We start from the raw sequence: 25,486 nt of genomic DNA on the forward strand, positions 1-25,486 counted from the left end.
TCCTATATTTTTAATCCCAAGTGAAATAACAGATAAGCACCGATCCTATTTCATCATCAATGATATTAACGCACGAATAAAGCCTTAGCATATAATCCAAGGCTTTATTCGTGCGTTAACTATTGTAAGCTAATGATCAAATAAACTTTCTTCTCCTTCAGGCAAACTTTCCACAAAGGATTTAGGGTTTACTGCATAATCATTTCCTATGCCATCTTTCATACGTTGAAAGTGCAAATGTGAGCCTGTTGTTTGTTCTCCTGTATTACCTGAAAGTGCAATCACCTCTCCAGCTTTAACCTCATCTCCCACATTCACTTTAAAATCATTCAAGTGCATATACCATTGGTGATAGCGGCCATTTGATTCTGCGATTTGTACTACTTTTCCTCCTAATTCATTATTAAATGTTCTTGTAACTTTGCCATCTGAAGCTGCCTTTACTGGTGTGTCTTCTGGTAAATCATAATCAATGCCGAAGTGTTTGCCATCAAAATCACTATATTTATATTCACCAAATGTTTCTGTTTCTCTACTACGATCAAAAAAATCACTATAAGATGAGGAATGATTACTACGATCATCTCTTCGTTGCTCAGTTAAATTTTTATTTATACTCTCTTGTATGGATTCTAAATTCGTTATTAATAGCACAATAGGTACAATAATAATAACTAAAAGAATAAATGTTCTAAGTATATTTGCCACTATTTGAGTCACCTTCATATTTTTTGCTTATTATAATATTAGTATAATTTTTATATTATAACTTTGCTAATCATATAACTCAAAAACTGCTCATACTTTAGTTGTATAAAACTCAAAATAAAGGCAAGCCACTATTAATTCATTACAAATAATATGGCTTGCCTTTATTTTTATATCTCTCAATTATATTTCATCATTATAAGAATCTTTCCTCTTATGAGTTATAGCTTTTTAACATACTTTCCATCAAGCTCCAAACACGCTCTACATCAACCGCTATTGCAAAGCAGGCATTTTTTTCACCTTGCGTAATATTATTCAAATCTACAACCATTGTTCCATATGTTAATGCACTCTGGTGCTCTATATCAATATGAGTATGTTGCATTGTAAATAACGTTGGGTCTAATAAATAAAGTATGGTACATGCATCATGAATAGGGCCACCGTCCATATCAAAGTGTGTTTTATATGTAGATTTAAAGAATTCTAATAATTCTACAACAAACCGAGCAATTTGATTGTCTATACATTTAAAACGGTCAATAATTTGAGTTGTCGCAAGCACTTGATGTGTGACATCCAAACCAAAAACGTTTATATGGATGCCGCTATCAAATACACGTTTAGCCGCTTCGGCATCTACCCATATATTAAATTCAGCAGTAGGTGTCCAATTTCCGAACGTACCACCACCCATAATAGTAATTGACTCAATATATTGCGTGATACTAGGATCTTTGATTAATGCTGTCGCTATGTTCGTTAATGGGCCAGTTGCGACAATCGTTACCGGTTCTATACTATTTTTGAGCTGTTCAATAATTACATCGACAGCATGACTTTGAGTAGGTTTAAGCGATGGTACTTCTGGTAATTTCGGTCCATCCAAGCCAGTATCACCATGAATTTCAGAAGCAAAGGAAGCTGATTTAATCAGCGGACGTGTCGCGCCAATAGAAACATCAATATCAGGTCTCCCCATAACCTCTAACACATTTAATGCATTTTTAGTATTTTTTTCAACTGCTTGATTACCAGCAACAGTTGTCACAGCTAAAATATCTAATGTACTTAACTTTGCCCCAGCTAGTATGAGTGCAATTGCATCATCATGACCAGGATCACAATCCATTATAATTTTTTTACGCATATTCATCACTCCTATCTATAGTTCTATATTATTTTATCTTATTATAGTGCCGCATGTTTCTTATACTGACGATACATGAGAGCAAGTACAATCAACCATAATGGCGCAAAAATCACACCAATACGTGTCTCAGGATTTACGAGTAATACCCCAAAAATAAAGATAAAGAATATTATGATACAAACAGCCATATGCTTTCCACCTGGCATCTTATATTTACTTCGTTTATGTAAATCAGGTCGTTGTTTTGTGTATCTATAATAAGCTATTGTAATAAGCGTCCAGATAAAAATATTCAATACTGTCGATACTGTACTAATATATACAAACACTGTAGTTGCATTAGGTATGAAATAATTAAGCAATACGGCAAACATTAAAAATGAACATGTTACGAGTATCGCTGTAAGTGGTATACCTCTACGATTTGTAACTTGAAACTTAGGTGGTGCTTGTTGCCTATCTGCCAAACCAAACAACGTTCTACTATTTGCAAAAATACCACTATTACATGCAGATGCTGCAGCAGTTAGTACAACAAAGTTAATAATTCCTGCTGCAAAAGGTATACCAACTAATGCAAATAATTTAACAAATGGGCTACTTTCGGGATCTAACTCATTCCACGGAATAATAGAAATAATGACAGCAATTGCACCGATATAAAATATTAAAATTCTAAATGGTACATTGTTAATTGCCTTAGGAATAGTCTTTTCCGGATTTTTTGTTTCACCGGCTGTAATACCTATCATTTCAATCCCTAAGAATGAAAATATTGCCATTTGGAAAGACATAAAGAATCCCGATAGTCCATTGGGGAAAATTCCCCCATGACTATAAATATTAGAAACACTTGCTTCTCCATACGGCGTTTGGTAAGCCATGACAATCATCACAACACCTACAGCAATTAATGCCAGTATTGTCGCAACTTTAATAATCGCAAACCAAAATTCTAGCTCACCAAATAATCTAGTACTTAATAAATTGAAACACATCAATAACAATACACATGCTAATGCAGATAGCCAATTAGGTATTTGTGGCCACCAAAACGAAACATATTTCGCAACAGCCGTTACTTCAGCCATTCCAGATATAATCCAAGTTAGCCAATAAGTCCAACCAGTAATAAAACCTGCTAAAGATCCTACATATTCATGTGTAATATCTGCAAATGAATTAAATTTCGTATTAGATAGCAACATTTCTCCCATTGCTCTCATAAACATAAACAATACAAATCCAACTATAATATAAGTTAACAATATCGATGGACCCGCTAAATGTATTGATTGCCCAGCGCCTAGAAATAGTCCTGTACCGATTGCACCCCCAATTGCGATCAATTGGATGTGTCTATTGCTGAGTTCTCTCTTTAATTGCTCTCCCATATATTCTACCCCTTAGATGTAAAGTGCGCACATTATAATAAGTCTTTTTGTAACAAAGTGTGCAACATTATTTAATATTACTTGAAATTACAAAGTCCCCCATCGTTTGTAATATGTATATTTATATATAGTGTACCCTTGATAATATTTAAAAAACTGATAAATTAAAACTATTAATATTTTTTAAGTGAGGTGTAATTCAATGAGAGCAATTTTAATAGGCATTTTGGGGGCTATGTTTTTTTCTGTTACGTTTATTTTGAATCATGCTATGTCCGATGATGGTGGAAGTTGGATGTTTAGTTCATCACTTCGATTTATCTTTATGTTCCCTTTTCTTTTCATTTTTGTATGGTTTCAACAGCGTCATCATATTATTTTATTACATATTAGAAAAAATTTTATGTTGTGGCTCTTATGGAGCACTTTAGGTTTTGTATGCTTCTATGTGCCCATTACATTTGTTTCCAGCTTTAGCCCTGGTTGGCTTATTGCCGCTACTTGGCAACTGACAATTATTTGTGGATTATTACTAGCGCCGTTATTCTATGAATATGTCCAATATGAGCAACAAACCGTTAAAATAAGAGAACGTATTTCGTGGCGTTCAGTCGGGACTTCTACTCTCATGATTATTGGTGTTGTCCTCGTTCAGATTCCACAAATTTCTAATATTGAACTTCACACTTTCATTATCTCTATTGTGCCCTTGATTATTGCTGCTTTTTGTTATCCATTAGGCAACCGTAAGATGATGGTCTTAGTAGATAATAAACTTACTACTATTGAGCGTATGTATGGTATGACACTGGTTACACTGCCAATATGGTTTATCATTTTTGGCGTAGGCGTAGCTAAAAATGGCTTACCTTCCTCTAATCAAGTATTACAAACCTTTTCAGTTGCCATTTTTTCTGGAATCATAGCAACTGCACTCTTTTTCTATGCTACAAACTTAGTCAAACACAACCAAGGTAAGCTTGCTGCGGTCGAAGCAACACAGGCAACAGAAATTATATTCACACTTATTGGTGAAATGATTTTCCTCGGTCTACCGTTACCTGATGCTGTGAGTTTAATTGGTATCTCCTTAATTACACTAGGCATATTTATATATTGCTATCTAAATAGTTTGATTCAAGAAAATAAAGCTGAGCTTTAAAGTTGGAGTCAAATTGTTTCATAAAATAGAGTTCTATTTTATAAAACAATCACACGCATCACTTAAATTTATAATCTAACAAGTACTTTCTTCCAATCAACCACGTTGACATTCACTAAAGAAAACAAGATAATTTGTATAAATTCTATAAATGATGGCTTGTTTGAAGGAGGTATGAAAGTAATGACGACAACACATGTTGATCCGCGAATTACAAGAACTAAAAAATTATTAATGGACGCTTTTCGCGAAATTGCTAAAGAGAAAAAAATCCATACAATTACTGTGAAAGATATTACAGATCGCGCTACTGTCAATCGTGCAACCTTTTACGCTCATTTTTATGATAAATACGATATTATGGACTATACATTATCGCAAACTATTCTTAAAAACTTAAATGATACTTTAGACATTGTATCTGAGCTTAACGCACAAACGCTATGTACTATCTTCATTAAAATCACTCGCTATATTAATGAAACCCATAATGAATGTCAGTTAAATAGCGACGCCTATGGTGAAGTAGTAGAAAAAAGAATAAAAGAAGAATTAGAAGATATCTTCCTAACATTACTCGTACAAGAACATCCAAATGAAGACAGAGAAGCACTTGCTACTAGCGCAAGATTTTTATCGTGGGGACTATATGGTATCGCCAAGCATTGGTTCCATACGAGTGACTTGCCTGCACGCGTTTATATTGATAAAGCATTACCCTTATTAACGACTCAAATATTAAAATAGTATTTAAAAACCCCCTAAAGTACTGTTAATACTTCAGGGGATTTTTATATGTTGTTTATCATTAATTTCGTTATGCTCTATTCTTTATTATTATTAATAAAGTCTAACACATCACCTGTAATTGCAACGGCATTATTACTTTCACCCTCTATACCGCCATGATGTAATCCAATGACTTGATTATTTTCATCAAATACTGGCGAACCAGAGTTACCACCATATGTACTTGCATCATAAGTGAGTTCTGTTCCTTGGTTATCTATGATTTTCCCTGCACTTTCCCACATTGTTGCTAATGGTTTATCACCAGGGTAACCCGTAATCGTTACTGCATCATCTTTCGAAACAGTAGATGCGTCTTTAAGTGTCGCTGGCTGTACTACATCACCTACAGACTGTCCTTCACTATTTTCTTTAAAATGTACAAGCACTAAATCTGCTGAACCAGGATACGGTTGAACATCTTTTTCTGCAAACGTACCATAAGGAAAATCATCTTTTTCTTTAGCAGCTGGTGCAAATGTCATATTACCGTCTGAAAGATTGGCAACATGTTTATTGGTTAGCACCGTATTTTTATCAATCACTACACCTGTTGCAATATTTTGTCCGAGATTAATAAATCCTACGGACTGGTAATGACCTGTTTCTGTATTTTCAATTTGATGTCTATCCTCGTTTGGTAATATAACCTTTTGAGAGACGTTAGATGGTTGATTCGTTTTACTATCATCTTGTTGTACTTCTGTAGATTGCGCTGGCTGCTTGCTTACTTCATTATTTTCTACATCTGCGTTGGCAAAGTGACTACCTGATGCAAGTGTTAATAATAAAGCTAGAGATAATGTAACACTGCTAATCAATTTTCTTAAAAACATAAATAACCTCCAATTAAAAATAATTTGACTCTTTAAACTTATAGAATTTTCCGACAATAATCAAATGATAATAATATTTATCATTATAAATCCACTTATTACAAAAGTATTTAAACACTAATATATAAAATTAATATCAAAGTATTTCTATCTATTTTACTTTAAACAACATAAATGACTATATGTTGTTTATGCAATATATAGCTAAGCATGTCGTTTGCGTTGTATGACAACTCAGTATACAATACATCTATACAACACATGTTAGTTAGTTAATGCGTGTTGTTTAATATTAATGTTAGGAGGGATAGACGTGACAACAATTCAAAAACACAATGGTTTCAAACGGACTTTTCAATATGGTCATTTAACCTTAGGGTTAATGCTCCCTTTTGATAATTCTGAACATGTCGCATTGTCGTTTGAAGATCAAAGTGATTTAGCACAATATGCTGAAGAACTTGGATTTACGAGCCTTTTTGTGCGGGATAACCCACTATATAGTCCACATTTAGGTAATGTAACGACAAACTACGATCCGTTTGTATTTTTAACTTATTTAAGCGCTAAAACTTCAAAAATCGCTCTCGGAACATCTAGTATTGTTGCTACATTACGTCATCCAATTCACATAGCCAAAGCTGCTGCTTCTCTTGACTTAATTTCAAACGAGCGATTTTTGTTAGGAATAGCAACTGGAGATCGACCATTTGAATTTCCAGCATTTAAAGTTAAAACAAACCAATTAAAGCAGTCATTTCAAAGTACCATAACTGCTTTAAATGACTTATGGCAAGACCATTCTCCCCAAATCTCAAATGACTTATTTGAATTGCATGAGGATTCAGGTTTACAAGTGCTACCTAAACATAAACATGTGCCTATGTTTGCGACTGGTTATTCAAAACAAGACATATCCTGGTTAAAAAAACATGTTGATGGATGGATGTTCTACCCACAACCATTTCAACAGCAAAAGGCACTTTTACAAGATTGGCATAATAATGATTCATTCAAACCATTTATGCATCCCCTAGTCATTGACTTATCAAGTCATCCAAATGAACTGGTAAAACCAATTAAAGGTGGATATCGTTTAGGCAGAAATACCTTATTAAAAATACTACAATCCTATGAACGCATAGGAACTAACCATATTATGTTGCAATTTATTACAACAGAAAGATCATATCAAGATTTATTAACAGAGGTAGGAAATTATATTATTCCGCATTTTCCACCTCATCAATTATAGGAGGAAACCATATTATGACATTATTAGATAGAATTAATACACTTGCAAATAAAGAAAAAATTCAACCGTTGAGCACTGAAGAAAAACAAGAACAACAAGCATTAAGACAAGAATATTTAAAAATGATTCGTGGACAGGTAATTAACACTTTCTCAACATTAAAAGTTGTAGATCCATTAGGTGAAGATGTAACACCAGACAAAGTGTATCAATTGCGTGAAGATATGGGTACACTAGAACTCAATTAAAATATTGGTGTTACTGTAATTTAAGAATATATAATAAAAGGTAGACCCCAAATAGGGGTCTACCTTTTGTTATAAGCCTACATTAAGCGTTCTTTTTAAAATACTAATAATATTTCTTAGATTGATCAAATACCATATACTCTGATTGTCAAAATAAGACTAAATCTCTTTCTAACAGTTTAAGTATCAATCTCCTATATTATATCTCATGTCCTACTATCTCTTTTGCTTGTTGGAATGCTTCTTCATTTCTTTTATAGTAAGTATACTTACCAAATCGTCGTGATGTTAATAATCCAGCACGTAATAATATAGATAAATGCTGAGATGCTGTTGATTGTGTAACCCCAAGCTTTTCATGAAATTGGGTTACACAGACCCCTACTTCTTGAAAATCGCTAACTTCTGCTGGTTGTGGCGTAAAATGCTTTTCAGGTTCTTTCAACCATTGCAATATTTGTAATCTTGTCTCATTACCCAAAGCTTTAAAAATGTCTACTGGCTCCACTTTATTCATTAATATCCTCCATCTTTAAGATGCTATATTTAATTTTTACGATAACCTTCTCAAAATATTATCTATAAAAATATTCATACATTAAACATACTTTATCCTATTCTATAATATTAATAAAAACAATATAGCTCAATATAAGATTTATTCCTTTATTTAGCATTATACATAAATATATCTGAAAGAAGTGCGTTATTGCTTCTATAAAAAATATCCTTATTTCCCTAACAATCAAAAAAAACTATATATCTTGTTAAAACACACATACTATTTATATGATGATTTTCTTCATTAATAAAATAAAAATGAGGCTATTGCCTCATTTTTTACTTGTGAGACAATAGCCTATCATAAAATGTTTATTTATTTTATAAAATTCGCTTTTTTATTACTCTGAAACCTTAATAACTATTTTTCCAAAGGCGCCACGACCTAAATGTTCATATGCTTCTATTGCTTGATTAAATGAGTACACTGTATCTATGATAGGGTGTATGTTTAATTCATTAAAGGCTTTATTCATATCTGCAAATGCTCTACTATGCCCTACATATATACCTTGAATATGTGCTTGTTTTGCTAATAAATCAAATAAGTTCACTTCTGCAAACATACTTTTTAGAAATCCAACAACGTATATATGACCTTGTAAAGCAACAGCTTTGATTGAACGATTAATACTTTCTCCACCTACGACTTCAATAATGTGTTGTGCACCTTCACCATCTGTTAATTTCAATACTTCTTCTTCCCAATTAGGCGTGTCTACATAATTGATAATTTCACTTGCACCTAATTCTTTTGCTTTTTCTCCTTTGCTATTGCTACTTGTTGTGACAATAACCCTAGCACCTAAAGCTGAAGCAATTTGGATTGCATAAACTGATACACCGCCTGTCCCTAGTACAAGCACAGTATCTCCAGCTTTGATGTTTCCATACTCTACTAAAGAAAACCACACAGTCAATGCTGCGATAGGTAATGTGGATGCTTCTTCATCAGATAAGTTTGAAGGTGCCATGACAGCTGCATATTCTTCTAATATCATATATTCAGCTAACCCACCATCATTTGGCCCACCAATTGCTGTTGGTGCATAATCTTGACTTGGTGCACCATCAATCCATTTAGTGTATAAATGAGATACCACTCGATCACCTTTTTTAAATTTAGTTACTTCGTTGCCAACTTTCACAATTTCTCCTACCGCATCAGAAACTGGAATAAATGGTTTGTTCATTAAATCTGGTAAATAATCGCCATCAATAATTGACTTATCTCTGAAATTCAAAGATACTGATTTTACTTTTACCAATATTTGTCTAGGACCTGGTTCTGGTGTCTCAGTTTCTACTAATTTTAAATTTTCTAATCCGATACCTTCTTTTCTCCATGCTTTCATAATACATTCACTCCTTCTTTTTGTTTACATTTAAACATTAAACGAAATAACGATATATAATTTTATATGGTGTTTATTCTGTAAAAGCTTTAGTCCTTTTCATAAATCAATTCATAAATTACGAAACACAGCTAATTACATTTAAACCACAAATCATTAAATCATTTTTGTTATATACGCATGATACATCGTCATTTAACGATTTGTCAATTTGAATGTTTTATATCTTTCAAAATTTCGTATTTTTATCAATGGTAATCAAATAGTAGATTAAAATAAGTTTTAATTCTTCTCTTAAATTTACTCTATACTACCCAAAAAATATTACGATAATATTTTTTTATAATTTTAAAATTTTTTTGTTTTTTTAAGATTATTACGGGTATATGCATAATGTTAGCGGATTACGCTATGCGCACAGTCTTATCTTCAATAAATGTGGTTACAGCATTTTTGAATGTACTGATACTGCGTATTTACTACTTTAAGGAGGTAATACATATGACTGATACAGCTATGCCACTATTATTAAAAATCTTAGAACTGCTTGAAAAAGGATTTTTATAATTAAATCTTTATTTCATAAATAAATTCTAAAGCATTGTCTTGACCTTTAATTAACTTTTGGCAAAGTTAATTAAAGGTCTAATTTATTTTGAGATTTATTTAACTCTAATTAAAAAAAACCCAATCTTAGTTTATTAAGATCGGGGTGAGACGCTATAATGAGTCTTCAATTTCAGTTAATTGTTTAATACGATACTCTAAATCTTCAAAGTCTATGATTCTCGCCTGTCTATGCATTTCTTTATTCTTATAATATAAAATGACCACTGGGGATGTAAATAGTGATAATTGACCAGCTGCTTCTGGTATTTCATTAATCATAATGTTTACACTGTCTACATTATAAGTTTCAGCTAATGCATTTACTTTAGGAAAATCAGCATGGCAAACGCTACAATTTTCAGACATTACATATAATATAAGTCTATCTTTTGTGTTTATTTCATTCAATAAATCATTATAACTCATTACTTTTTTCAATCTCATACAACTCCTTTTAACACATTTTTATAGTATTAATTCCCAAAAATTTCAAATCAATTATAAATATTCACTTCAATCATCAATTCATTTTGTAATATTATCTACTGAAAGTAAAATATATTGCACCACTTTTAATTTACATATTTCTATCAAAAAAAACCTGGCAACCATTTAAAGTGATTGCCAGGTTTTTATACTTATGGTTCATAGCATTCAAATCATAAGTATTACTTTTTCAGACTACAAAATTTTTCAACTTTATCATATTGTTTTATTTGCCAATTTGAAAAGGGATATTTAGAATTTCTATTTTTTAAACTCTGCATAGGTATATTGATTGTTAAATAAACAACTATAAAATAAACTACAATAGCTATAACCCATGTGAAAATACTAATTAAACCATGTTGATAAATATAAAATATATAATAGATGCTAATTGGTGCAAAAAGAATAACACTAGTAACTAAGCCAGGATTATACCAAGTGCCCATAGCCTTGTTTATTGAGTATCCATGCCCTACAAGTTGCATTAAGTTAAAGATCATTGTAGCCAAACCTAACCAAATAAGTTGAGGAAAGATTAGAGCTAAAATATAAAAAATATATACGCTTAAATTAATAATGCATGTCGATAAAGCATTTGCTGGAAACCGCGAAAAATCACTTTCTTCTTTAAAACTTGCTTTATTAATAGCAATAGGTCCGCCACCAGGTAAAATATATTCCTCAAATTGATGTATCGCCAACGCGATTAGACTATACATTAATATCACTTGGAGATCATTAAGTTGTTGGTGCCCCCATAGAATCATATAAATTAAAAGTATTACGAACACGACAATAGTAAGATATTGCCATTTATTACTCAAAAATTTCATCTAAATACCTCCAAGTTATTTATCCATTTTATTGAAAACTACCTTCTTAATTAAAGGTATCAATCTGTGTGTCTGTATGTTTTTGAATTAAATAAAATAAACACCCATACCACTAGACTGACTGAGGCAGATATTGCTAATACTGAGAAAATAGAGATATTCATTGTATTTAGTCCTGAAATAAGCACATATGATATTGGATCGAATCCAGTCATCGCTAAAAATATCAAACTCATCACACGACCTGTCACTTTTTCATCAGAGAATTCTTGTGCCATTGTGATAAATGGAATATACACAATCGTATACGTTAGACCTATTAAGAATAGTAAGAGCACTTGCCATATTACTGCATTTACCTGTGTGAATACTAGGAACAGTACAAGCATAAATAATAAAGTGAAGAGTGTTATCTTCCCGCGTCCCTTTTTAAAAGTAATAACGCTTAACAGTGCTGTTCCAGTCAACATCCCCACGCCTAAACTTGATTGAAGATAAGTTAAATTAATCGGCGTTCCTCCAGATGCTTCTACTAATATAGGAATACCTACACTTAATGCACCTAGTCCAAAAAAGTTAGCAGTTATCAGTATAATAATACCCGTTATTAAAAAACGTGAAGATTTTACATATCTAAATCCTTCAATAATATCTCTAACCGGCGTGTTATTAGAATGCTCAACCGCACTTGTTTCTTTAATTAATGGAGGGAATACAAAAATTGCTGACAAGAATACGAAAATCAAAGCCAAATAAAAACTCGTTGCTATAGAGTAATGTTCCATGACGATTCCAGCGATAATTGGACCAAAAATAAATGATATTTGTGTACCGCCCTGAAACAATGAATTCGCTCTTTGGAGTTGGAACTGCTCGACTACTTTAGGTATCAGTGATGTACTCGCAGGCCCAAAGAAAGCATCTAGCATGCCAAAAAATGCAGCTAAAATCATCAAGGGTACAAGTGATAATTGATCATTAATAATTAAAAAGTAAAGAATGACTAATACTAAAGCTTCCGCAATATTTGAATAATACATTATTGTCGTTTTCTTAAATTTATCAGCTACCATGCCACTAAATGTCATCATTATCAACCTTGGAACTGTTGCAGCCACCAAAATGTACCCTAATGCCATAGAAGACTTTAATTCTTTTACGGCATACCATGTAATTGTCGTTAAAATTGTACTAAATCCAATCATCGCAAAAATACCTGCCAACAACATCAGCATGAACGTACGATTGAATATAAGTTTGTTAGATGTTTTCAATTTTTATCCTCCTATATGCTATTTAGACACCCCTTTATTTTGCGTCTAAAGTGTTTCATTTAATTATGTATAATTTTACGTTAGATTCTAAATATATAACCATTTCAACTTAATTTAGAGAAATTGATGAAATTATATTCATCACCTATGCCTAGATTGTATTTACGCTATCTTTACATGACACTCCATATTTCCTATATTCAACCTTTAAAGAGCCTATTTATTACACTATTATTAAATTTATTTAATTAACATGTTACAAGTATAACAAATATATTTTTAAAATTAAGAAAATTCTAATTAAATATGAAAATTTCTTTAATATAACTTCAACTATTTTTACTTCTATACTTACACATAAAAATAGTAGCCTAACAAGCTACTATTCTTCATAAATATATTTAATATGCTTCTGTTAAAATTTTTTCCATTGAACGATTAACGCTATGGTCGTACATGCTTCCAAATTTTAGTAAGTGCACCATTAATAAATACAATCTATAAAATTCTATACGCGTTTCCGCCCCATGCGCTAAAGGATAATGCTGATTATATTCATCATAAAATGCTTGTGTAAATCCTCCAAAAACAGTAGTTATTCCAATATCAAACTCTCTATCCCCATATAACGGAGCCGGATCAAATAATGCTGGCGTTCCATCTTCTAAAAACATAAAATTACCAGCCCATAAATCACCATGTAAAAGCGAAGCTTTACTATTATGCTGTTCTAATTTATCTACAATAACAGCTCTCACCTGGTTATACCGTCTAACATCTTCATCTGTCCAAAGTCCTTGGTAGTATAATTCATCTTTTAGATGATCTAAACGACGTTCTACAAATAAAGTAACCCACTCGTTTGTCCAACTATTATCAAATGAAATGTTTCCACCTTCATACGGTAAATCAAATCCAAACTTTTGATCTTGTTGTTGCTGACTATGCATCTTTGCCACAAGTTGCCCAAGTTCACGCTGGCTTCCTGTCGCTCCTTCTTGTAAAAATGTTAATAATAAATACGCATCACCATGAATTTCTCCACTGTCAATGACTCGAGGCGCGTTGATATGATATGCTTCAAATAAATCTAGTCCTGCTATTTCTGCTTTAAAAAATGATTTGTCTCTGTTCCGTTGCACAAGTAAAAAATAAGTATCTTCTGATGTTTTTACTTGAAAGGCCTCATTTACATCACCGCCACCAACTGGAGATATGGATTTAATATTGTCCAATGGAAGTTGTTCCTGCCATTGTTGCTTCATTTTTTATGCCTCCATTAACTTATGTCATTAAATTTATCACCTTATTGTTATTACCTTTTTATTACCATGTTAATCAACAATGTATGCTTCCATTTAATTAATGTGACACTTCTATAAATTATATAAGTTTACTCTAGGCATACATTGTGTAAAATGCTAGTCTATTAAAGACATCCATTTCACAAACTTGTGACAGTTCATTGTGTAATGTGATTTATATACATATTTTCGAAAGTAATAAATACTAAAATTTGATAAATGGAGCGGTAATATCATGTATAAACTTATTAAACCTATTTTATTTCAATTTGATCCTGAAAAAGCACACGGTATGACTATCGATGCATTAAAATTTGTTCAAAGACACTCAAAGTTATTACCTGTAGTTCGTCAGCTATTCCATTATGAAAATCCAATATTAAAACAAAATATTAAAGGGGTTTCTTTCCCCAATCCAATAGCACTTGCAGCAGGCTTTGACAAATCTTGTGAAGTGCCAAAAGCTTTAGAAAACGCTGGGTTCGGCGCACTTGAATTAGGCGGCATCACACCTAAGCCCCAACCAGGAAACCCTAAACCACGTATGTATAGATTGGTCGAAGATGATGCTATAATTAACCGTATGGGCTTTAATAATATCGGCATGAATAAAGCATTGAGCAATTTGCGTAAATATAGTTATAAGATTCCAGTTGGGTTAAATATAGGTGTTAATAAACTTACGCCTTACGAAGAACGTTACCAAGATTATATTAGAGTCATTGATACTTTTAAAAATGATGTCACGTTTTTCACTGTAAATATTAGCTCGCCTAATACTGAAAATCTGCAAAGTTTCCATGATAAAGATGAATTTTCTCAACTTTGTTCAGCTATTCAATCTTATAAAATAAAGCATGATATATCTGTTCCTATTTTTATTAAATTAACTTCTGACTTGGACTTACCTGGATTGGGACGCATGCTAGATCCTATTGTAGAGACATTTGATGGGATTATCTTAGCAAACACAACGCAACAACGTGATAATTTACATTCAACTAATCGTTCAGAAGCTGGTGGATTAAGTGGCAGACCTTTATTTGAACGCAATTTAGAAATGATTAACTATACTTATAAAAAAACAAACGGGCAATTTTTAATCATTGGTACTGGTGGTATATTCGATACTGATGATGTGATAATGATGTTACGTCACGGTGCCTCACTTGTTCAAATTTACAGTTCTTTGGTATTTGAAGGGCCCGGATTAACTAAAAAACTAAACAAATCGCTCACACAATATCTTGAGTCCCATGGTTATAATCATGTAAGTGAAATTATTGGCTTAGATGTAAAATAGTTTATAATGTTATTAAAGAATAAGTAGCGGTATATTATTACTTTGATTTTAAAAGGGTATTTATATCATAAAGGAGGCACTATTATGTATAAAAATATATTATTGGCCTATGACTTTAACAATACGTTCAACAACGTACCTGAGCAATTACTAAAATTGACAGAACACGCAGATGATGCAGAAATTACTATATTCAATGTAATTCCGGAAGGTGAACTGCAAACTTCTGTACGTTATGATGATAAACACTTTGAAGAAATCGCACAGGAAAAGAGCGAAAAACTTAAACCTTTTGTAAAACAATTAGAAGATAAGGGTTTAAATGTTACAGTTAAATTTGCTACTGGTTATATTAAGCAGATGATTTTAGAAGAAATCGAAGAAAACAATTATGAAATGATTGTGATGAGTAATAAACGTTCAAAACCTGAACTCAAAAATGTACTAGGAAATGTCACTCATAAAATTGCAAACAACGCTAATATTCCCGTTCTAATCATCAAATAGTCTATAAATACAAAAACTCAAAATCTTTCAATCTTGGTCGCTAACGACTTTTATTGAAATAGCTTTTGAGTTTTTTTATAAATACTTTTTAGTTAGCCTACATCCCGCTACTGGTTTACGGTTTCAAGTAAGTCTCAATAACTTGTAAAACACCTGATTCATCATTAGAAGGTGCCCTGTATTTTGCAACTTTCGCAAGTTCTGAACTACAATGCTCCATTGCATAACTATGTTCAGTCAACGCTAACATCTCTAAATCATTATTTGCATCACCAAACGCCAGCAGTTCATTATTTTTCAGCCCCCACTGTGTTAGAAGCGTTTGGATTGCTACCCCTTTATTCACTTCAGGCAAAATTAAATCAACACTGTCATTTCCACTTGTAACAGCTCTCACTTCACCTGCAAAAGTTTCTTCTAAACTTGCGATAACTTTTTTTACTTTAAATTCATCCTTAATTCTAAGTGCTATTTTAACAAAGTAATCATTTTCAACTTGCTTTAAATCTGCAACTTTTTCAATATCGTAATAATAATGTTTTATAAACTCAATAAATTCTTCACTACTATCTTGGCTAATATATGCAGATTTAATACCACTTAAAACGATATCCTTTACTTTATAATCGTGAATAATTGTGTGCAGTAAATCTAAAATAAGTTCACTATCAAAATAATGTGATGCTATAATTTCATCATTAAAATAAGTAACTGCGCCATTTTCTGCAACATACGTAATTGCTTCTTCTTTTCCAGAAAATATTGATCGCAACTGTGCATATTGATTACCACTTGCCACGATAAATTTTAAATTTTTAGCCATAAGTTCATTAAATATCTTTTCAAAATGTGCCTCATCAAATGTGTGATCAGATCTTAAAAACGTACCATCTTTATCTACTGCAATTGCTTTAATCATACATACACGCCTTTCAAATTTTATTTTATAATATAAAATACCATAAGACCGCTGTTGGCTTACATCGCAATGACGTTAAATAAGTGACCATCTATATCACTAAATAAACCACCATAATAGCCTTCATGTCTGGTACCACTTTGCAAAACCTCACCAGCCGCTTCTTTTACTAATTTTAATAATTCGTCAACTTCTTGTTCTGATGATACGGATATAGAAACAAGTGATTCATGCGCACCTATTTCTGACAGTTGCACTACTTTTTCAAACTGGCTATATTCAATTAACATAATAATTTTATTATCTTTTGTTTCAATCCCTATCATTTTATCTATTACGCTTTCTTGTTGCTTAATACCAAAGCCAATTGATTCGAAAAATTTTTCACTTGCTTTAAGATTTTTTACAGGTAAATTGAGCCATGCTGATTGTATATCCATTTCACCACTCCTCTACTTTTCATCAAATTTATATACTTCAATTACAGTAAAACATAAAATTACACATAAGTAATGTTTCTACCATTTATTTGACACATTATCTCTATTAAGTTAAAGTGTTCAACATCTTATTTACTTACCTAAAGTATCTTTGACTGACTTAAGTTAAAACAGACAGTAATCAATGCAACAACTTATATCATGTCACGTCGTAGTTCCTGTATGATGCATCAATTGCTGTAATCTTAACTAAAAAATGAAATAGTATCATTTTAAAATTAACTTAAATGAAGCATTGAACGTGCTTTATTAGACATAAAAACACATATCATTATAGCTCTCGTGTTCACTGCATTCATTGTGGTTCCATTAAGGAGGTAATTAAATTAATGTCTAGTTCAATTCAAGTCCATGTTCTACATACTGGCTCAGTTATTGTAGATGAAGCTTTACCGTTCAACTACAAATCTAATCCACCTTTTGCTTGGACAGGTCTATTTAGATCCAAAAAGAAACAAATGCGTTTACCTGTATCTATTTATCTTATTGAACACCCTAAAGGACTTGTCTTAATTGATACAGGTTGGCACGCAATTAATCGGACAAAGCCATTTAAAAATCTATCTTTAGCCTATCCAATTTACAAAGCTGATCTACCTGAAGGTGAAGCTGTCCATGAACATATTGAGCAACTTGGCTACCAAGTTTCAGATTTAGATTATGTTGTCTTAAGCCATCTACATTGTGATCATGCAGATGGTCTAAGACATGTTTCAACTGCAAATCACATTTTAGTTAGCCAAGAAGAGCTAGATGCGGCTAATCATAATACAATCGGGTATGAACCTCATCAATGGGAGAATATCAATATTGATACCTTTGCATTCACTCATAACGGTATAGGACCCACAGGTAAGTCATTTGACTTATTCGATGATGGTACGATTGAGTTTGTACATACACCAGGTCATAGCATAGGCCAATGCGCGGCACGTATCAAAGCACATAAAGACGATGATGCTTTTTTACTGTTAGCTTCAGATGCAGCATATGCTTCAAAATCATGGAATTATGGTATTTTGCCAGGTCTCGTTAACAATAAGGAAGAAACTATCAACTCTTTAAATTGGATCAAATCTCAAGCGACACATCCTCAATGTATTCAAGTCCTTGCTAACCATGACCCCGATATTAAACCTCAAATATTTAATTTATAAAGTAATGTTCGTTCTGATCTAGATCAGAATGAACATTACTTTTATTTTGATGAGCATATATCATTTCCCCGGTTATATTAATCTACTCCTTATTCATGTTTCAGTTTAGATTAATATAAATCGAAAATCGTAATGTGTGGTTACAATCACATAAAAAAACTGTCGACAAAGTTATAAAACTTTATCGACAGCAACAACCTAAACAAGATTCAACTCTCACTATTCATATTTATTGCGGTAATATAATATTTCATAATATTACTTCACTTCCTCATTGGCTATAAGTGCTCTTACTGCGTTAAGATTCACTTTATTAATTAACTGATTATAAGTTTCTAATGCTAAGTCAATAACTCGTTTTCCTTCATCTGTTAAATAAATATACATTGCACGTTGGTCTGCAGTACATTCTTGTCTAACAACTAATGGTTTCTCTACTTTTTCTATCCTCACAATAAGTCGTGACATTGCACTTTGACTTAAATCTATTATTTTAATTAGATCATTAATTTTATATTTTTTACCTTTTGCTTTAAAAATTTCATAAAGTACATAAAATTCTTTCAAACTTAAATTATATTTTTCTTTCAACGTTTTTTCTATCATCATATCGATATAATGGACGTATTTGGTCACTTCTATCCAATTATCAATTTTTTGTTGTCTTTCCATCGCTTCTCCCTCCAATCACTACTGAAGTTCAGTGTGTTCAAACGACTTTTTACTTTCCCAAATCATAACATGTGCTACCCGTAATTACCTTATTTATTGTTTATATTTAAGTTACACCCTCGGGCACATCTTTATTATTATATTTAAATTTCAATGTTATTTAACCTTATAGTTAACAATTCAAATAAACAGCTATTTCATTAGTATATCGAAAGTAACTGCTTTGTATAATGATGACGTTGTTCATCAAATAATGCTTCTCGTTTAAAATCATCTACAACTGCGGCATCATTCATTACGATAATCCGCTCTACAAATTGATTAAGAAAAGCGATATCATGAGAAATTACAATCATCCCTTTATTTGTTTTAGTATGATAGTCTTTCAATAATTCTATCATTCTCTGCTCTGCAATCACATCTAAACTTGCTGTAATTTCATCACAAATAAGCACATCGGGTTGCAACATGAGCGTGCGTATCATATTGAACCTTTGTAATTGACCTCCGCTTAATTCATCTGGATATCGCTCTAACAACTTAACCTCCAAATGCATATGCTGCATTAATGATTTCGCTCTATCTCTAACGACTGCCAACTTCCCATATTGATAATATTGCATAGGTTCTTCTAGTGATTTTTGAATAGTATATTTAGGGTTAAAACTATCATATGCATGTTGAAAAATAGGTAATAACTGCAAGCCATTTGTATAAATTTTACCATGTTTGGGGTGAAGTAATCCCAACATCATACGTACTAATGTTGTCTTTCCTGAACCACTTTCACCTACAATACCAATAATTTCATTTGAATCTATTGTTAGATTTATATCTCTTAAAATAGTTGTGTGTTTATAATTAAAGTGTATTTCTTTCAATTCAATCATATGCACCCTCGTTTCTCAACTGACTTCGGGCGTTAAATAATTTCAAACTATATGGTTTTATATTACCTTCTGTAAAAGCTGTTACATGATTTGAATCTATGATGTGCCCATGTCTTATAACATGAATCCAATCGCTAAAATGTAAGACATGAGATAAATTATGAGTGATAAGTAATAGTGTCACTCCGTGTACCTCTGTCAAATGTTTAATCAAATGCATCACGTGAAATCCTGTAATCGCATCTAAAGACGCTGTCGGTTCATCTGCAATGAGCAGTTTAGGTTTCAACATGAGCACACTTGCAATTTGAACTCTAGCAAGTTGTCCACCTGATATACTAAAACGATAGCGTTTCATAACCTCATCAGGATTTAAATCTACAGATTCCAATGACTGCCTCACGATTTGTTTGGCAGTTGATTTTTCAACCTTATAATGGCCTCGATAAATCGCAATCAATTGTTTGCCTAATTTTGTATGATCATTAAAACTGTGTGTATAATCCTGAGATATAAAACCAATATCTTTTCCGAGTAACGCTTGCACATTAGTCACATTATGGTTGTTATAACAAAATCGCTCATAATACATGTTTAACATGTCAGGGACTTGTTGAACCATAGCTTTAGCTGTCAGACTTTTTCCTGAACCACTTTCTCCGACTAACACATTGACTTTACCTTCTTTTAGTGCAAGATCAACATTACGTATTAACTCAACACCTTTATTATCCTTAATCGTTAAATGTGTTATTTCAAGAATGTTAGACATCTCTATGTCGGTCCCCTTTCAATAGTTTATCTCGCAACGCATCACCTGCTAAGTTAAATAAGAGGATGGTCACAGTAATTAAGCAAGCAGGCGCTAGTAATAACAGTGGATATGAACTGATGTAATCCCGTCCAGCGTTTAACATTGCTCCCCATTCCGGTAAAGGTGGTTGTGCACCTAAACCTAGAAATGATAATGATGAAATATATAAAATGATTTTCCCAAAATCTACAGTCATTAAAACAATGATAGATGGCATCACCTGTGGCAAGAAGTGTTTGATGATAATTTTCCATGATGGCACATTAAATAATTTAGCCATTTGTATATACGGTTTAGTCGTCTCACTACTGACAATTGCACGCGTCATTCTAGTGTAGGTCATCCATTTAATTACTGTAATAGCTAAAACCAAGTTCCAAATACTAGGTTTAAAAAAACTTGCCATCGCAATCATTAATATAAATTCTGGAATACTTAAGCCTATATCAATCACCCGCATAATTATTGTATCGATGATTCCCTTTTTATATCCTGCCATCAGTCCAAGTGGTACACCAATACATACAGTAATCAACAAAGTAATCAAACTAATAATCAGCGTATACCTTGCGCCCATAATTATCCGAGACATTAAATCTCTACCATAATCATCTGTACCTAGCCAATGCGACAGACTTGGCATCTCTAACGTTTGATTTAGATTTACCTCTAACGCATTATGTGATGACACAAAGCATTGAGCAATAAAAAGTGCAACGATATAACAAGCAAAGACATAGAAAATAATATTCTGTTTGTTTAGACGTCTCATAATGGGGCACCACCTTGACCATCGCCATTATTTTTATGTTTCAAATTCATGTAACGTCTTTTAGGATCTATCCACAATAATAATAAGTCACCTAATGTATTAGCGAGCACTACAAAGCAACCAATCATAATGACTGCACCTTGTACGACAGGATAATCTCTCGCTCTAATACTGTCTACAAGGAATCGACCAACACCTGGAATTCCAAAGAGGTTTTCAATCACAACAGTGCCGCCGATAAGACTTCCTATAGACATTCCAAGTACAGTAATTATAGGTATAATGGCAGGTTTAAATAAATCTTCCCATAATATATAACGTTCTGACATACCTCTCAACCTTGAAGCTTTCACTTCTTTAGACTGGTATAGTTCAACTAAGCTCGAACGCATGAGTCTTACATAATAAGCACTCATACCGATACTAAGCGAAGTTATCGGAAGGATGTAACCTGCAATAGAGTCAACTCCAGAAGAAGGTAATAAACCAAATTTTTGTGAAAAAATATATATTAGCATCGTTCCTAAGAAAAATGATGGCATACTCACCGTGAAAGAGGTCACCGTTCGTATAATTGTGTCTATCCATGTATGGTAATATTTAGCTGCGATTATTCCTAAAGGGACAGCTACTATGAATACCAAGATGATTGTACATAAAGCAATTATTAATGTTGTAGGTGTATAATATATCAGTTCGTTAATCACTGGCTCGCCTGTTTGGTAGCTCTTACCAAAATTCAATCTTATAATTTGTCCCAACCATTGGATATATTGTATTAATATAGGTTGGTTTAACCCTAATTTTTCTTTTGTTGCTTTGATTTGATCATTAGATACATTTGCTACATCTAGATGCAATATTTTATTAACAGGGTCTCCAGGCGTAAGTTTCATTAAAATAAATGTGATTGTAGAAAGGACAAATAATACAATGATCATTTGTCCAATTCTAGATAATATATTTTTTAATATCATTGTTTTTTATTAACCTTATAATCGATAAGATAAATACCCTCTGGTGCAGCTTTTAAATTTTCTACGTTTTTACTTAAACCAACGATATTATCATTGTAGGTAATGTAACTATTTGCTAAATCTTTATTTGTAATATCTATGATTTCATTTGTTAGTCGGTTGCGTTCATCTTTATTCACTGTAGTATTAAAGCGATTAATTAGTGCAGTTACTCTTTTATTACTATAACTGCCAGCATTAATAGCCCCTTCACTTTTATAAGCTTGATTAAAGAAGTATCCTGTATCCCCTCTTGGAATTGTGCCGAAGCTATAAAGTGAAGCGTCCCATTGTTTTTTATCTTTTAAATAACCGTCAATGTCATCTACATTTCTTAAAGTGATATCTATATTAGCTTTTTTAGCATCCGATTGAATTACCTGTGCCATTTTAGGTAGCTCTGGACGTCCATTATATGTAGAAACTGTTAGTTTCAATGGATGTGACTTTGTATATCCTTCTGCTTTCATTAACGCTTTCGCTTTAGCTATATCTTGTGTTTGTATATCTTGATTGTTTATAAAATCTAATTTCGTATTAAACGGCCCAGTTGCTGGTGTGGCATAGCCTTTAGCCACATTTCGGGCGATACTATCACGATTTATAACTTTATCAAGTGCTTCTCGAACAGGTTTCGTCATTTTATCACTTTTATGATTATACATAAGTAGGCCAGTCCTAAATCCAGAAACAGTTGAAACTTTTGAATTCTCACTGTTTTTTAATGTTGTCACTTTTTCAACTGGTACATCAGTAATGACATCTGCTTTACCTGAATCTAAATCACTTGTACGTGCATTACCATCTTCTTGATAAGTTACTTTAATATGATCTAACTTAGGCTTGCCTTGCCAATAATCATCATTACGATCTAATTTAATACTCTGAGACTGTTGATAATCCTTTATTTTATATGGTCCAGTTCCAACCGGTTTCTTGTTGATATTCCCATCGGCTTTCGTATCATAAATTGCAGAAAAAGGACTCGCTAACTCTGACACCAATTCTGGATATGGTGCTTTGGTTGTTATCGTCACCTGTTGCCCCTTTGTTGTAATCGCTTTAATCGGGAGTGACCCTTTAACCAAATCGCTTTTTTTAATACTCTCTTCTATGCTTGATTTCACTGCTTTACCAGTAACTTTTTTACCATTTTGGAATTTAATATCATCCCTTAACGTTAATTCTAATTGCGTTGGTGAAGTTTGATGATAAGACTTAACTAATAACTTTTGAACTTTACCTTCAGCTGTAGCTTTAAATAAAGATTCTGCAGCGCCAACTTTCACTGGCACATCTGTATTATATGGAGCAATTGATGTTGTTTTCAAAGGCAATTCAACATTCAATGTTTTTCCTTTAGATGAATCCCCTGAGCTACTACATCCTGCTAAAACAACTGCAGAAGTCGCTAAAAGTGCAAGCATTTTTTTCATTTATTCTCCTTCTTTCCAAAGTAATCATTGTTAAATGTTTAGATTCAGATAACTTTTGGTTTGACCGAAAACACATTTTTAAATCTCATGAGCTAGCGTTGCCATTTCTCTTCTCTTTGGTTACCTGCAAAAAGCATAATCCAAGTCGCTATAATAAATGGGAGCGTAAATACTGGCAACCCAAAAGGTGTTAATAGCGTCGTCATACTAGCATGTAAAATAACCGTTAGTAAAATACCTAAAATGATACTTATATAACGCGAAATTTTCGTATTAAAGTTTATACCCAATGCTAGCACAGTAAGTATGACATTATAACCAAACAATCCATCATTTATTTGATCGTGATTAGCACCTAATACTATTACCGCTGCAAAATCAATGACATTAGCAATCATGGCAAATACTCCCGCTTTTCTAGAAGCAATGAATATACCTATTAGAATTGATATACCTGCTAGTATACTTTTCAATAAAAATATTTCACTAAAGCCTGATAAAAAAGCATTTATAAAATGTATACTATGGCTCGAAAATTTAATCTCTTGTACAGTGTCAGGTAAAATATTGACATCTGCATTTACAAATTTAAATTGAAATGACATTAATAAAATCATCCAACTTACAAATACATATGGCATCGTTAGCATGGGCACACCAAACGGCTTTAAAAAAACTCTAAACGCTGCCCCAATTGGCATTGTTATAACTATGGCTACTAATATAATGATGATGCTATACCATTTAGGAACTAAAAAAAGTGTTAAAGCAATTGCAGTTAATACAGGATTAAATCCTGCCAATCCCATATTGATTTCTTGTTCTGAATAATTTGTTCTTTTAGCTAGCAATAATGAAATGACACTGGCAATTAAAGCCATGAGTCCTACTTTCCAATTACCTATAAACAAACCAACTAATATAAACAATCCCGTCCATGCATGATTTAACAGCAAAACCTGTGCAATATTCTTCAATACAATCTGCATTGCATTCACTTTGTCACCTGATTTCTAAATATGCTCTAACTTAATTTATAATATATTAATCTATATTGAATTTAAAGCAATACATATTTTTTGTCGCAAAATTACTTTTTATCTGTGAAATGAATTCCAATGTGTAATTCTTGTAGTTCAATCCTATTCGTCTTATTATTAAAGTGCACGTATATATTATGTACAAATTATATAAAATGGGAAGGTAGTGAGGTTCGTGCATTTCACACAACGTGAACAAGATAAATTGATGTTAGTCGTAGCTGCTGATTTAGCGCGCAGACGGCAACAAAGAGGGCTAAAATTAAATTATCCTGAAGCCGTAGCAATTATTAGTTTTGAATTGCTAGAAGGCGCAAGAGACGGAAAAACTGTTGCAGAGCTTATGAGTTATGGCAGACAAATATTAGGTGAAGATGATGTAATGGAAGGTGTTGCTGATATGTTAACCGACTTAGAGATTGAAGCCACTTTCCCTGATGGGACGAAATTAATTACAGTTCATCACCCTATTGTATAAGGAGGAATA

At 32.5% G+C, this 25,486-nt stretch carries 28 protein-coding genes; 9 read left to right on the forward strand and 19 right to left on the reverse strand.

Annotated features, from left to right (window positions below):
• Positions 1-129: 129 nt before the first annotated feature.
• The 3 genes from BK821_RS01930 to BK821_RS01940 form a co-directional block, all read right to left on the reverse strand.
• A complete protein-coding gene (locus BK821_RS01930; protein ID WP_082104702.1) occupies positions 130-708 on the reverse strand; it encodes a M23 family metallopeptidase in 579 nt (192 codons plus the stop codon).
• 214 nt (positions 709-922) lie between these two features.
• Positions 923-1,861, reverse strand: a complete 939-nt coding sequence (locus tag BK821_RS01935; RefSeq protein WP_071331062.1) for a nucleoside hydrolase — start codon at positions 1,859-1,861, stop codon at positions 923-925.
• A gap of 41 nt (positions 1,862-1,902) precedes the next feature.
• Complete coding sequence (locus BK821_RS01940) at positions 1,903-3,258, reverse strand: amino acid permease (protein WP_046836413.1); 1,356 nt, start codon at positions 3,256-3,258, stop codon at positions 1,903-1,905.
• 202 nt (positions 3,259-3,460) lie between these two features.
• Between BK821_RS01940 and BK821_RS01945 the strand changes: the two genes are divergently transcribed.
• Both BK821_RS01945 and BK821_RS01950 read left to right on the forward strand, forming a co-directional pair.
• A complete protein-coding gene (locus BK821_RS01945) occupies positions 3,461-4,420 on the forward strand; it encodes a DMT family transporter (protein ID WP_071331063.1) in 960 nt (319 codons plus the stop codon).
• A gap of 183 nt (positions 4,421-4,603) precedes the next feature.
• Positions 4,604-5,167, forward strand: coding sequence for a TetR/AcrR family transcriptional regulator (locus BK821_RS01950; RefSeq protein ID WP_046836415.1), 564 nt, complete (start codon positions 4,604-4,606; stop codon positions 5,165-5,167).
• Positions 5,168-5,244: 77 nt separating this feature from the next.
• Here the strand turns inward: BK821_RS01950 and BK821_RS01955 are convergent, their stop codons facing one another.
• The gene (locus BK821_RS01955; protein ID WP_071331064.1) at positions 5,245-6,045 is read right to left on the reverse strand and encodes a trypsin-like serine peptidase; all 801 of its coding nucleotides are present in this window, start codon (positions 6,043-6,045) and stop codon (positions 5,245-5,247) included.
• Between the two features lie 313 nt (positions 6,046-6,358).
• Here BK821_RS01955 and BK821_RS01960 point away from each other — a divergent pair, with 313 nt between their 5' ends.
• Complete coding sequence (locus BK821_RS01960) at positions 6,359-7,300, forward strand: LLM class oxidoreductase (protein WP_071331065.1); 942 nt, start codon at positions 6,359-6,361, stop codon at positions 7,298-7,300.
• Positions 7,301-7,314: 14 nt separating this feature from the next.
• Positions 7,315-7,548: a DUF896 domain-containing protein gene (locus BK821_RS01965; protein ID WP_046836418.1), complete on the forward strand. Its 234-nt coding sequence runs from the start codon at positions 7,315-7,317 to the stop codon at positions 7,546-7,548.
• 199 nt (positions 7,549-7,747) lie between these two features.
• Here BK821_RS01965 and BK821_RS01970 read toward each other — a convergent pair whose 3' ends face one another.
• Together BK821_RS01970 and BK821_RS01975 are read right to left on the reverse strand one after the other, a co-directional pair.
• On the reverse strand, positions 7,748-8,056 hold the full coding sequence (locus tag BK821_RS01970; protein ID WP_046836458.1) for an ArsR/SmtB family transcription factor: 309 nt from the start codon (positions 8,054-8,056) through the stop codon (positions 7,748-7,750).
• Between the two features lie 394 nt (positions 8,057-8,450).
• Positions 8,451-9,464, reverse strand: a complete 1,014-nt coding sequence (locus BK821_RS01975; RefSeq protein WP_071331066.1) for a zinc-dependent alcohol dehydrogenase family protein — start codon at positions 9,462-9,464, stop codon at positions 8,451-8,453.
• A gap of 411 nt (positions 9,465-9,875) precedes the next feature.
• On the opposite strand from BK821_RS01975, the gene BK821_RS13425 reads away from it, so the two are divergent.
• Positions 9,876-10,031 (forward strand): hypothetical protein, encoded by a 156-nt coding sequence (locus BK821_RS13425; protein WP_158258890.1) that lies wholly within the window; start codon positions 9,876-9,878, stop codon positions 10,029-10,031.
• Between the two features lie 153 nt (positions 10,032-10,184).
• Here the strand turns inward: BK821_RS13425 and BK821_RS01980 are convergent, their stop codons facing one another.
• From BK821_RS01980 to BK821_RS01995, 4 genes are all read right to left on the reverse strand, one after another.
• The gene (locus BK821_RS01980; protein ID WP_071331067.1) at positions 10,185-10,511 is read right to left on the reverse strand and encodes a thioredoxin family protein; all 327 of its coding nucleotides are present in this window, start codon (positions 10,509-10,511) and stop codon (positions 10,185-10,187) included.
• 230 nt (positions 10,512-10,741) lie between these two features.
• Positions 10,742-11,395 carry an HXXEE domain-containing protein gene (locus BK821_RS01985; protein WP_046836421.1) on the reverse strand — a complete coding sequence of 218 codons (654 nt, stop codon included), beginning with the start codon at positions 11,393-11,395 and terminating at the stop codon, positions 10,742-10,744.
• Between the two features lie 59 nt (positions 11,396-11,454).
• Positions 11,455-12,669: an MFS transporter gene (locus BK821_RS01990; RefSeq protein WP_103356911.1), complete on the reverse strand. Its 1,215-nt coding sequence runs from the start codon at positions 12,667-12,669 to the stop codon at positions 11,455-11,457.
• Positions 12,670-13,070: 401 nt separating this feature from the next.
• Entirely contained in the window at positions 13,071-13,934 is an 864-nt protein-coding gene (locus BK821_RS01995; protein WP_071331068.1) for a fructosamine kinase family protein, read from the reverse strand.
• A 274-nt stretch (positions 13,935-14,208) separates the two neighbouring features.
• Between BK821_RS01995 and BK821_RS02000 the strand changes: the two genes are divergently transcribed.
• Positions 14,209-15,276, forward strand: a complete 1,068-nt coding sequence (locus BK821_RS02000; protein ID WP_046836423.1) for a quinone-dependent dihydroorotate dehydrogenase — start codon at positions 14,209-14,211, stop codon at positions 15,274-15,276.
• An 84-nt stretch (positions 15,277-15,360) separates the two neighbouring features.
• Positions 15,361-15,783 carry a universal stress protein gene (locus BK821_RS02005; protein ID WP_046836424.1) on the forward strand — a complete coding sequence of 141 codons (423 nt, stop codon included), beginning with the start codon at positions 15,361-15,363 and terminating at the stop codon, positions 15,781-15,783.
• Between the two features lie 115 nt (positions 15,784-15,898).
• On the opposite strand, the gene BK821_RS02010 is transcribed toward BK821_RS02005, so the two are convergent.
• Together BK821_RS02010 and BK821_RS02015 are read right to left on the reverse strand one after the other, a co-directional pair.
• The gene (locus BK821_RS02010) at positions 15,899-16,702 is read right to left on the reverse strand and encodes a Cof-type HAD-IIB family hydrolase (protein WP_071331069.1); all 804 of its coding nucleotides are present in this window, start codon (positions 16,700-16,702) and stop codon (positions 15,899-15,901) included.
• Positions 16,703-16,761: 59 nt separating this feature from the next.
• Positions 16,762-17,142 carry a VOC family protein gene (locus BK821_RS02015; RefSeq protein WP_046836426.1) on the reverse strand — a complete coding sequence of 127 codons (381 nt, stop codon included), beginning with the start codon at positions 17,140-17,142 and terminating at the stop codon, positions 16,762-16,764.
• A 389-nt stretch (positions 17,143-17,531) separates the two neighbouring features.
• Between BK821_RS02015 and BK821_RS02020 the strand changes: the two genes are divergently transcribed.
• A complete protein-coding gene (locus tag BK821_RS02020) occupies positions 17,532-18,359 on the forward strand; it encodes an N-acyl homoserine lactonase family protein (protein WP_046836427.1) in 828 nt (275 codons plus the stop codon).
• Positions 18,360-18,617: 258 nt separating this feature from the next.
• Here the strand turns inward: BK821_RS02020 and BK821_RS02025 are convergent, their stop codons facing one another.
• The 7 genes from BK821_RS02025 to yut form a co-directional block, all read right to left on the reverse strand.
• The gene (locus tag BK821_RS02025; RefSeq protein WP_046836428.1) at positions 18,618-19,031 is read right to left on the reverse strand and encodes a transcriptional regulator, SarA/Rot family; all 414 of its coding nucleotides are present in this window, start codon (positions 19,029-19,031) and stop codon (positions 18,618-18,620) included.
• Between the two features lie 200 nt (positions 19,032-19,231).
• On the reverse strand, positions 19,232-19,921 hold the full coding sequence (locus tag BK821_RS02030) for an ATP-binding cassette domain-containing protein (RefSeq protein WP_071331070.1): 690 nt from the start codon (positions 19,919-19,921) through the stop codon (positions 19,232-19,234).
• Positions 19,914-20,693: an ATP-binding cassette domain-containing protein gene (locus tag BK821_RS02035; protein ID WP_046836430.1), complete on the reverse strand. Its 780-nt coding sequence runs from the start codon at positions 20,691-20,693 to the stop codon at positions 19,914-19,916. The genes BK821_RS02030 and BK821_RS02035 overlap by 8 nt, the downstream gene beginning before the upstream one ends.
• The gene (gene nikC / locus BK821_RS02040; protein ID WP_046836431.1) at positions 20,686-21,507 is read right to left on the reverse strand and encodes a nickel transporter permease; all 822 of its coding nucleotides are present in this window, start codon (positions 21,505-21,507) and stop codon (positions 20,686-20,688) included. Before nikC ends, BK821_RS02035 begins: the two co-directional genes overlap by 8 nt.
• Positions 21,504-22,481: a nickel ABC transporter permease gene (nikB, locus tag BK821_RS02045; protein ID WP_177165120.1), complete on the reverse strand. Its 978-nt coding sequence runs from the start codon at positions 22,479-22,481 to the stop codon at positions 21,504-21,506. The genes nikC and nikB overlap by 4 nt, the downstream gene beginning before the upstream one ends.
• Positions 22,481-23,959, reverse strand: coding sequence for a nickel ABC transporter substrate-binding protein (gene nikA, locus BK821_RS02050; RefSeq protein WP_071331071.1), 1,479 nt, complete (start codon positions 23,957-23,959; stop codon positions 22,481-22,483). Before nikA ends, nikB begins: the two co-directional genes overlap by 1 nt.
• Before the next feature lie 92 nt (positions 23,960-24,051).
• The gene (gene yut / locus BK821_RS02055; protein WP_071331072.1) at positions 24,052-24,957 is read right to left on the reverse strand and encodes an urea transporter; all 906 of its coding nucleotides are present in this window, start codon (positions 24,955-24,957) and stop codon (positions 24,052-24,054) included.
• A gap of 217 nt (positions 24,958-25,174) precedes the next feature.
• Between yut and BK821_RS02060 the strand changes: the two genes are divergently transcribed.
• Positions 25,175-25,477, forward strand: a complete 303-nt coding sequence (locus BK821_RS02060) for an urease subunit gamma (RefSeq protein WP_046836435.1) — start codon at positions 25,175-25,177, stop codon at positions 25,475-25,477.
• The last annotated feature ends 9 nt before the right edge of the window (positions 25,478-25,486 follow it).

Origin of the sequence: Staphylococcus sp. LCT-H4 (assembly GCF_001866145.1) — a bacterium.
Taxonomy (GTDB): Bacteria; Bacillota; Bacilli; order Staphylococcales; family Staphylococcaceae; genus Staphylococcus; species Staphylococcus succinus.